Origin of the sequence: Stenotrophomonas maltophilia (genome assembly GCF_003970865.1) — a bacterium.
GTDB lineage: Bacteria > Pseudomonadota > Gammaproteobacteria > Xanthomonadales > Xanthomonadaceae > Stenotrophomonas > Stenotrophomonas maltophilia_AR.
The window spans coordinates 1-8581 of the sequence record NZ_RXLZ01000103.1 but is presented as its reverse complement, the minus strand read 5'-3'; the positions used below and the strand labels follow the sequence as shown (position 1 = coordinate 8581).

General features: G+C 66.3%; 10 protein-coding genes. All 10 read right to left on the bottom strand.

What is annotated here, in order from left to right; translation table 11 throughout:
• The coding region (locus EKL94_RS21390) for a transposase (protein ID WP_148105817.1) at positions 1-115 on the bottom strand (115 nt) is incomplete at its 3' end.
• A gap of 269 nt (positions 116-384) precedes the next feature.
• Positions 385-2034, bottom strand: a complete 1650-nt coding sequence (locus EKL94_RS21385; protein WP_126930555.1) for a CsgG/HfaB family protein — start codon at positions 2032-2034, stop codon at positions 385-387.
• Between the two features lie 16 nt (positions 2035-2050).
• A complete protein-coding gene (locus tag EKL94_RS21380; RefSeq protein ID WP_106466926.1) occupies positions 2051-2728 on the bottom strand; it encodes a hypothetical protein in 678 nt (225 codons plus the stop codon).
• Positions 2729-2826: 98 nt separating this feature from the next.
• Positions 2827-3927, bottom strand: coding sequence for a hypothetical protein (locus tag EKL94_RS21375; RefSeq protein ID WP_019337987.1), 1101 nt, complete (start codon positions 3925-3927; stop codon positions 2827-2829).
• The gene (locus EKL94_RS21370) at positions 3918-5114 is read right to left on the bottom strand and encodes a hypothetical protein (RefSeq protein WP_126930554.1); all 1197 of its coding nucleotides are present in this window, start codon (positions 5112-5114) and stop codon (positions 3918-3920) included. The genes EKL94_RS21375 and EKL94_RS21370 overlap by 10 nt, the downstream gene beginning before the upstream one ends.
• 107 nt (positions 5115-5221) lie before the next feature.
• Positions 5222-6484, bottom strand: a complete 1263-nt coding sequence (locus EKL94_RS21365; RefSeq protein WP_126930553.1) for an RNA polymerase sigma factor — start codon at positions 6482-6484, stop codon at positions 5222-5224.
• Positions 6485-6529: 45 nt separating this feature from the next.
• Positions 6530-6886, bottom strand: coding sequence for a DUF1428 domain-containing protein (locus EKL94_RS21360; RefSeq protein ID WP_126930552.1), 357 nt, complete (start codon positions 6884-6886; stop codon positions 6530-6532).
• A 23-nt stretch (positions 6887-6909) separates the two neighbouring features.
• Positions 6910-7320: a VOC family protein gene (locus EKL94_RS21355; protein ID WP_126930551.1), complete on the bottom strand. Its 411-nt coding sequence runs from the start codon at positions 7318-7320 to the stop codon at positions 6910-6912.
• A gap of 36 nt (positions 7321-7356) precedes the next feature.
• Positions 7357-7779 carry a VOC family protein gene (locus EKL94_RS21350; protein ID WP_005407887.1) on the bottom strand — a complete coding sequence of 141 codons (423 nt, stop codon included), beginning with the start codon at positions 7777-7779 and terminating at the stop codon, positions 7357-7359.
• A gap of 67 nt (positions 7780-7846) precedes the next feature.
• The gene (locus tag EKL94_RS21345; RefSeq protein ID WP_126930550.1) at positions 7847-8260 is read right to left on the bottom strand and encodes a YciI family protein; all 414 of its coding nucleotides are present in this window, start codon (positions 8258-8260) and stop codon (positions 7847-7849) included.
• Between the last annotated feature and the right edge of the window lie 321 nt (positions 8261-8581).

Genomic DNA, 8581 nt, shown 5'->3' with positions numbered 1-8581 from the left:
GCCTGACCGTGGAGAACTCCAGGCCATGGCGACGGGCAATGGCTTTGACCGATGTGGAGGTCTTGCAGGCCTCTTTGGCGACCTGCAGTTTGAAACGCGCGTCGTATCTGTTCATGTATCCCTCGGGTTGGATCTGGCGTCCAACTCCCGGGGGTCACTTCACCTTGGGGGCTTGGCCGCGGCATCCATGCCGCAGACACCCCCGCAACCGGACCCACCCCGCCTTCGACAGCTTCCCGCTGCTGTTGGTGGGTGTCGACCTTGGTCGACACATCGCTGTTGGTAGGTGTCGACCTTGGTCGACACGGACGGAAACACGAAGGGGTCAGATTCCTTTCCCTGCGGGAAAGGTCTCTGACCCCATCGGTGTGTTGCTTGAGCCTGTTACCAGTTCGGGTCTTCGGCCGGGGCGGCAGCGGGCTTGGGCTTCGGCTTGGCGGCCGGGCGTGCGGCGGCGGCGGCGGGAGCGGCCGAGGCAGTCGCACCTGCGGCGGCGGCAGCCGGCTTGCTGCCCAGCTTCTGGCGCAGTTCGATCTGGCCCGGACGGAAACCGCCGCGCATCGCGTCGACGCCGTCTTCGATGGTGCCGTACGAGGTCTGTGCGGCCACGCGGTCGATGCGGATGGTGCAGCACGGGTGTTCGCTGCGGCCCAGCGAGCGGCCGGTCTGCGGGTCCTTCAGTTCTTCGCCCAGGCGCACGGCCTGCCAGCGCTGGCCGGCCTGCACGGTGTCACCGCCCTGGCTCAACACCACCTGGTCACCGTCCACCGAGACCACCGACACCGGGAACAGGGTGGTGACGATGGTGGTACCGATCTGGCCGGACAGCGATTCCATCATCGCCGCAGCCATGTTGCGGCCGTTGACCACGCGCGGCAGGGTGCTGGGGCCGGTCGAGGCCAGCTGGTGGTCGAAGCTGTCGGACATCACCACCTGGCCGGTGGTGGCGTTGATCAGGCGCAGGGTGATGCGGCCGCCACCGGAGTACGAGGTCACCTGGCGGTCGGACATGCGCAGGTTGCGCACGCTGCGCGGGTACTCGAAGCGTTCGATGGTCGGGATCAGGATCAGGTCGGTCGCCAGCTGCTGGCCCACGCGTGCGGTGTCCTGCAGGCGCACGTTGCCGCTGTTGATGTGGTCGATCTCGGCCTGCAGTTCGTCGCCGAACTCGCGGTCCAGCACGATGAAGCGCTGGGTCTGGGTCAGCGTGTCGGACAGGCGTGCGCGGATCGCGTCGGCCACTTCGTCTGCGTCCACGCGGCCGTCGCCCACGGCGTAGCTGCCGGCCTTGGTGCGCGGCAGGGCGACCACGATCTTCGGCTTGCCCTGCTCGTCCGGCGCGCGGTACTGGGCAATCTGTGCGCGCACGCGCACCTTCCAGTAGCTGCGCATGCTGCGATGGGTCACATCGGAATCGTAGGAGCTGGCGCCACGCTTGGCATCAACACTCACCTTCTCGTCGTAGCTTTGCTTGACACTGGCCGAGGCCGAACCGCTCTTGGCCGAGGCTTCGCCGGAGGCACTGGCCGACGCCGAGCCCTTGAAGCTCCAGCCTTCGTCGCTGGCGCGCACGCGGGCGATGGTTTCCTCGTCCAGCTGCCGCACTTCATCCTGCGACAGGATTTCATAGCCCAGCACCGCGCCCTGCGAGCCGGCGATCATCTGCTGGGTGAACGCGTCGGCGCGGATATCGCCGACGTGTTCGTCATCCACATCCACATGCAGGCCTGCACGCAGGCTCTGCATCTGGCTGGCCACGCGTACGCCGTTGACCTGCGCCACCGCCGACTGCAATGCCGCCAGCACCGCCAGTTCCGGGGTGCTGCCGATGCCGTCGGCTTCGCGCGCGACCTGGGTGGTGCCGCCGAAATCCGGCGTGCCACGCAGGGGCGCTGCTTCCACTGGCGCATTGCTGGCCAGTGCACTGGTTGCCTTGTCCTTGGCGGGCGCGGCGGCCGGGGTGTCCTGCTTGCCACAGGCTGCAAGCAGCGTGGCAGCCAGGCCCAGGCCGATCAAACGGTAGGTCATACGCATGGAGATTCGCCTCGGATCAGAGCGTGTCAAGCATCGAATCGGCGTTGGACGGCACCTTCACCTTGCTCTTCTTGGCGAAGGTCACGGCCGACTTGGTCGAGCCGTACAGGCCCTGGATGAAGCCCGGCGATTCCTTGGCCACCCATGCACCTGCCGCCAGCTTGCGGCCGACGGTGGCCAGCTGGGTCGCACCCAGGTTCTTCATGCCGGCGGTGAAGTTGCTGGCTTCGCCGCCCAGCTTCTGTGCTTCGGCCGCCGAGGACAACAGCGAGACCAGGCCTTCGGCGTAGTGCTGCTTGGATTCAGCGTTCAGTTCCGGCTGTGCGGCCTGGCGCTCGTTGATCGCCGCCTGCGCAGCTTCGCTGACCGACACCGACTTCTTCATCGCATCGACGCTGACCGAACCCGACGACAGCGCCTGGCGCTCGGCTTCCAGCAGCTGCACCTGCTCGGCCAGGCCGAAGGCGCGGGCGAACGAGGTCTGGGCCTGCAGCGAGTGCGACTGCGAGGTAACGAAACGACGCACCAGCGCTTCCTGCGCGGCTTCGTCCGGGGCGGCGGCGCTGGAAGCGCTGCTGCTGGAGGTGCCGGTGGCGGCACCGGCCAGGTCCTTCAGCTTGCCCAGGCCAGCGTGGGCCGGCATCGACAGGGTGGCGGCAGCGATGGCCACGACAAGAGCGGTATTGCGGATCATATGAGTGTCCTTTGGGAGAGACGGCCGCGAAGCGGCACGTGGGAATCGGTAACCCCAGGGCGATGCCGAGCGAGCTCGGCACCCACCGGGGTGGCGGATCAGCGGACCGCCTTGACGTTCAGTTCGTTGATCATCTGCTGGGCAGCCTTTTCAGCCGCCAGCTGCAGCGCGTTGGTACGGGCGACGGTTTCGTTCGGACCGGTACCGGAGAACTGCACCGGGCCCACCGACGACACGGTGCGCGGGAAACGACCGGTCACGTCCAGCACCTTGCCGGTGACCGTGACGAACACGCGGGTGTTGCCGCTGGCCGGATCGCGGTCGCGCATGCCGACGTCGAGGGTGCCGACGGCGATGTACGGGATGTTGGCTGCACGGATGCCGTTGGCGGTATCACGCAGGGTGGCCGGCGCCAGGTCGTTGCCGGTGCTGAAGTCCTTGCGGATGCGCTCGATGCTGAGCAGGCCGCGCGACTCACCTTCCACGTATTCGGCTTCGACCACTTCGTAGCCGGCGGCGCTGAAGGCACCGGTCATCGCGGTGTTCACTTCGGCAGCGTTGGCCACCTTCCAGCTGATGTTGTCGCTGCGCTGGGTGGTGCTGCCACCGCTGGTGACCGACATCGAACCGTTCTGGTTGATGCTGCCGTTGGTGCTCACCGAGTTGCCGCGGAAGCTGTCGCCTTCACGGGTGTTCTCGCTGTAGCTGCTGCTGGCGTCGACACGGCGGTATTCCTTGTCCTGGAACGACTGCACGGTGTCCTGCGAGCGCGCCATGAACAGGAAGGTCAGCAGCGAACGCTGGGCGGCGGTGGCACCGGCCACGGCCGAACCTGCATCCAGCTTGGTCTGCAGCAGGGTGGTGTTGATCTCGGCGCGGACGGTGACGGTGTAGGTCTTGGCCTTCTTGTCTTCGGTGTCCGACAGCTGCACGGCACTGAGCACGTAGCGGTCGATCTCGCCGATGAACTCGGCGCGGCGCGCTTCGAACAGGCGCAGCTTGGCCGCACCGGTTTCGGCGATGTACGCCTCCAGTGCATTGACCTTGGCCTTGTTCAGGGCCTGGGCACGGGTGTCGGCACTCAGGCGCAGGCCGTAGCTGGCCGAACCGGTACCGCGCGAACTGGCGGTCTGTGCAGCGACCGGCGAGGCCACCACCAGGGCGATGAGGATGAGCAGGATGGTACGCATCAACGACATGACTTGATCAACTCCTGGAGGGCTTGGGTCTGCTGCTGCAACGGGCGGCCGCCCGGCTTCTGTTCGTCCAGCCAGCCGCGCGAATCGGCGCGCTTGGCGGCGGCGCCGGCAAAGGCGTCGAAGCCCGCCAGCAGGGTTTCGTAGCTGGCCGACCACTGGTCGACCTGCCACTGCGTGACCGGCACCACCTTGGTGGCACCCTTGCGCAGCGGCTGTTCGAAATAGACCTTGCCGGAGAACGGCTCGGTCACCTTGGCGGTGAAGAACGCGCCGAACAGCATCGTCTTCATCGCCGGGGTTTCTTCGATCACGCCGTTCTTCAGCGCATCCACCTGCAGGTTGATGACGTAGTCCGGCTCGGGGATCTTCAGCTGGTAGACCTTGCCGTCGGCAAAGCGCGCCGCCATCGCACCACCGATTGCCTGGCCCGAGGCCGGCGGCAGCAGGCCGACACCGGTATTGGACGACAGCGTCTTGGACAGTTCATGGGCCAGCGTGGCGCGCAGCGGGGCTTCCCACTTCGGGTCGGGCAGCTTGGCGCGGACCGCGTCGGACAGGGTTACGCCACCGACCTGCAGGCGACGCACGGCGGCATCGGGCAGCTTGGCCTGGGCGAGGCTGGCGGCCAGCACCTGCGACAGGCTGGTATCGGCGCTGCCGTACAGGAGATCGGCGACGATCGCGTCGATATCGTCGTTGTCCGGCCGGTAATCCTGCACGTCGATGCGCTGCAGGGTAAGCGGATAGGACGCGATCACCTGGCGCTCGCGGAAATCGAAGAACAGTGCCTGCAGCGCCACTTCCACCAGCACCTTGTACTGGTCACCGATCGGCTCGACCGAGACCAGTTCGCGGTCCAGTGCCGCGGCCAGCACTGTCGCGCTGGTGGTGCCGTCGAGCATCGCCACCGGCTGGTCGATCAGCTGCAGGTGGGCCGGGGCGCGGCGCTTGAGCGACTGTGCCAGCACCTGGTTGAGCGGGATCAAGCCACGCTTTTCCAGCACCGCATGCGCATGCGGCGTGGTCGCCTGCACGGCGGCGGCATCAGCGGTGTAGGCAAAACCGGCCCAATAGGCCTGCTGTGATTTGTCTGCTGCCTGCACGGCCATCGGCCACACGGCCAGGCACAGGGCACAGGCAAGCAGGCGCGCAAAAGCGCGCGATGCGCTCTTCGTCCTTGAATACATCCAACCGCTCCTCGGTCAATACGCATGGAAAGTGGACGCTGACGCGTCCGCTGGGCGCGAAACATAACGGCTCGCGGGCCCGCCGACAAGTGCTGCCTTCGTCGAGGTCACTCTGCGGGGGGCAGACCGGCCCTTTGCCGCAACAGGCCGCGCTCTGCCTGGTTCTGGCTGAGTCTGGCGGCTTCCGCAAAAGCGTGACGTGCATCCAGGTCGCGTCCCAGCGCCTGTAGTAGCTCCCCGCGCACCACCTGCAGCGGCGCGTACTCTCGCAGTCGCGCATCCACCAGCAACGGCTGCAGCTGCGCCCACGCCGCGAAGGCACCGTCGCTGCGCAGTATCGCCACCACGCGGTTCAATGCGACAACTGGCGAGGGCTGCACCTGCAGCAGCTGCGTATAGAGTGCTGCGATGCGCGGCCAGTCGGTATCCTCGGGGCGGCGCGCCGCTGCATGGCACGCTGCGATGCGCGCCTGCAGTACATAGGGATCATCAGCACCACCGGCGGCCAGCGCGCGCGCCAGCACCTGCTGTCCGCGTTCAATCTGCAGCCAGTCCCAGCGCGCGCGGTTCTGCTGGTCCAGCAGCACCGGCACGCCCTGCGCATCGGTCCGTGCTGCGGCACGCGAGGCCTGCAGCTCCATCAGCGCCAGCAGGCCCAGCACCGGCGGCACCGGCAGCCGGTGCGCCAGAATGCGCGCGAGCCGCAATGCCTCCTCGCACAGCGCCGGACGCATCCAGTCGTCACCGGCACTGGCCGCGTAACCTTCGTTGAATACCAGGTAGATCGCCTCCAGCACCGAGCCGAGCCGCTCGGGCATCGCGTCTGCGCGAGGGACCTCGTAGGGCACCTGCTTCTGCGCCAGGGTGCGCTTGGCACGCACGATGCGCTGGGCGATGGTCGGCTCCGGCTGCAGGAACGCACGAGCGATCTCGACGGTGGTCAGGCCACCGAGCAGGCGCAGCGTCAGTGCCACCCGTGCATCGGCCGGCAGCACCGGATGGCAGGCCACGAACATCAGCCGCAGCAGATCGTCACCCAGGTCATCCTCCAGCGCCTGGCTGTCATCTGGTGCCGGCAGCGCCGCTGGATGCAGTTCCTCGCCCCACTGCGCATGCTGCTGCGCCACCCGCTGGTGCTGTCGCAGCACATCAATGGCACGGTTGCGCGCAGTGGTCATCAGCCAGGCTCCGGGGTTGTCCGGGATGCCCTGCTCCGGCCAGCGCTCCAGCGCGGCCAGCCAGGTGTCCTGGGCCAGCTCCTCGGCACGGCCGACATCGCCCCCGAGCAGCCGCGCCAGGCGCGCGATCAACACCGGCGACTCCATCCGCCAGAGGGTTTCCAGACGCTGCGTCAGTGCGGGATCGAGCATGCGCCGATCACAGCACGCACGCCCGGCCCGCACAAGCGCCGCAGCTCACGCTTCAACAATCGGCTTGAAGCCGCCCCAGAACATGCGCTGGGTATCGAACGGCATGTCCTTCGGGCCCAGCGACGCCAACCGCGGGTCGGCCATCACCCTGGCATTGATGCGGTCGCGCGCCGCGCGCGAACGGAACACCACGAAGGCGACGATCACCGTTTCACCGGGCTTGGCCTTGACCGCCCGCGGGAACGACGTGCGCTTTCCCGGTTCCACATCGTCGGCCGCGCATTCCATGTACTGCAGCGCGCCATGGTCCTTCCACACCGCGCCGGCCTTGCGGGCAAGGCGGCGGTAGGCCGCCACCTTGTCCTGTGGGCACGGCAGCACGTAAGCATCCACGTAAGCCATGAGGATTCTCCCTGCGGCGGCCGTCAGCCCGGCTCGCCGTCCATGTGTGCGATTTCCCAGAGATGGCCATCCAGGTCCTGGAAGCCGCGCTGGTACATGAAGCCCAGGTCGCGCGCCGGCTGCGGTTCGCTGGCGCCGGCGGCCAGTGCCTTGTCCACCAACTCGTCAACTGCCTTGCGACTGGGTGCAGAGAGCGCATTGATCACTTCCGTGTGGGTGTGCGCATCGGCAATCGGCTTGTTGGTGAACTGCTGGAAAAAAGGTTGGGTCAGCAGCATCACGTAGATGCTCTCGCTGATGACCATGCCAGCCGCATCGTCATTGGTGTAGGTTGGATTGAAGCTGTATCCCATCGCGGTGAAGAACGCCTTCGACTTCTCCAGGTCCTGCACAGGCAGGTTGACGAAGATCATCTGCGGTTGCGGTGCACTCATCGGTGAAGCTCCTTGTGGATGAAAGAAAGAGAGGAATCAGGGTTGCTTCATGCAGTTGACCATCCACGGCTTGCCGTAGCGGTCGATCAACATGCCCCAGCGGTGCGCCCAGAACGTTTCAGCGATCGGCATCTGCACCTGGCCACCTTCGGCCAGCGCCGCGAACACGCGCTCGGCTTCTTCGATGCTGTCGACGTCGACATTGATGGTGGTCGAACCACCCTCGCCGCCGCCGGGACCGTCGGCCGCCATCACGATGGCGCTGCCGATTTCCAGCTGGCTGTGCGCGACGTGGTCCAGGGTTTCCGGCGGCATCTCGTTGCAGCCCGGCGACCCATCGGAGGGCGGCATGTCGCGGTACTTCATTTCCGACGTGACCTGGCCACCGAGTGCCTTGGCGTAGAACGCCATCGCCTCATGGGCCTGGCCGCTGAAGCCGAGGAAGGGAATCAGTTTCATGGCAATACTCCGTTGTGCGGTTCAGGGCAGTAGTGCCGGGTTGTGCCCGGCAGGGAGATGAATCGGGTCAACCTTCCAGCTGTGCACGCAGACGCTGTTCCTGCTGCTGTAACTCGGGAGTGAAGGCTTCACCGAAGTCTTCGGCGGAGATCAGTGGACGCAGCTCCAGCGTGCCGCCGCTGTTGAACGGCGCGCGGCTGGCCCATTCAACGGCCTCGTCCAGCGAGCGCACCTCCCACAGCCAGAAGCCGGCGATCTGGTCGCCGGCGGGGCCGAACGGACCGGCCTCGACCTTGGGCGCGCCGCTGCCGAAGTGAATGCGGCGACCGCGCTGGGTCGCGTGTAGGCCTTCACCGGCGAGCATGATGCCGGCGGCCACCAGTTGTTCGTTGAAGGCGCCCATTTCGGACAATTCCTGTTCGCTGGGCATGCGGCCGGCTTCGGAGTCAGCGTTGGCCTTCACGATCACCATCACTTTCATTGCGGTCTCCCGTGGGGACGCGTGGTGCGTGCCCTTCACTGGGTACAACGAACCAGGGGGCTGGGAATCGACACGCTTCCGGAAATTTTTTTTCTGCGTGGAAAGCACGCCTTCGGCGGGAGTCGGCGAACGGCGGAGCCCCTCCGTGGTGGGTTGAGTTGGTCGCTGAAAGCTCGGTTCATGGGTTTGGCCGGGTGGGGGGCTGTGTCTTTTACCCACCTGAGCCGGCCCACGACTTTCCGGTGGGTGCACTCTGGTGGGGGGGGCGCTTGAGAAAAAAAAAAATAAAATCAAAACATAAGAAGACGCGGACTACAACGA

Bases quoted from the DNA above. Each gene is read 5' to 3' on its own strand.
- EKL94_RS21385 (WP_126930555.1), bottom strand. From the start codon at position 2,034: ATGCGTATGACCTACCGTTTGATCGGCCTGGGCCTGGCTGCCACGCTG.
- EKL94_RS21380 (WP_106466926.1), bottom strand. From the start codon at position 2,728: ATGATCCGCAATACCGCTCTTGTCGTGGCCATCGCTGCCGCCACCCTG.
- EKL94_RS21375 (WP_019337987.1), bottom strand. From the start codon at position 3,927: ATGTCGTTGATGCGTACCATCCTGCTCATCCTCATCGCCCTGGTGGTG.
- EKL94_RS21370 (WP_126930554.1), bottom strand. From the start codon at position 5,114: ATGTATTCAAGGACGAAGAGCGCATCGCGCGCTTTTGCGCGCCTGCTT.
- EKL94_RS21365 (WP_126930553.1), bottom strand. From the start codon at position 6,484: ATGCTCGATCCCGCACTGACGCAGCGTCTGGAAACCCTCTGGCGGATG.
- EKL94_RS21360 (WP_126930552.1), bottom strand. From the start codon at position 6,886: ATGGCTTACGTGGATGCTTACGTGCTGCCGTGCCCACAGGACAAGGTG.
- EKL94_RS21355 (WP_126930551.1), bottom strand. From the start codon at position 7,320: ATGAGTGCACCGCAACCGCAGATGATCTTCGTCAACCTGCCTGTGCAG.
- EKL94_RS21350 (WP_005407887.1), bottom strand. From the start codon at position 7,779: ATGAAACTGATTCCCTTCCTCGGCTTCAGCGGCCAGGCCCATGAGGCG.
- EKL94_RS21345 (WP_126930550.1), bottom strand. From the start codon at position 8,260: ATGAAAGTGATGGTGATCGTGAAGGCCAACGCTGACTCCGAAGCCGGC.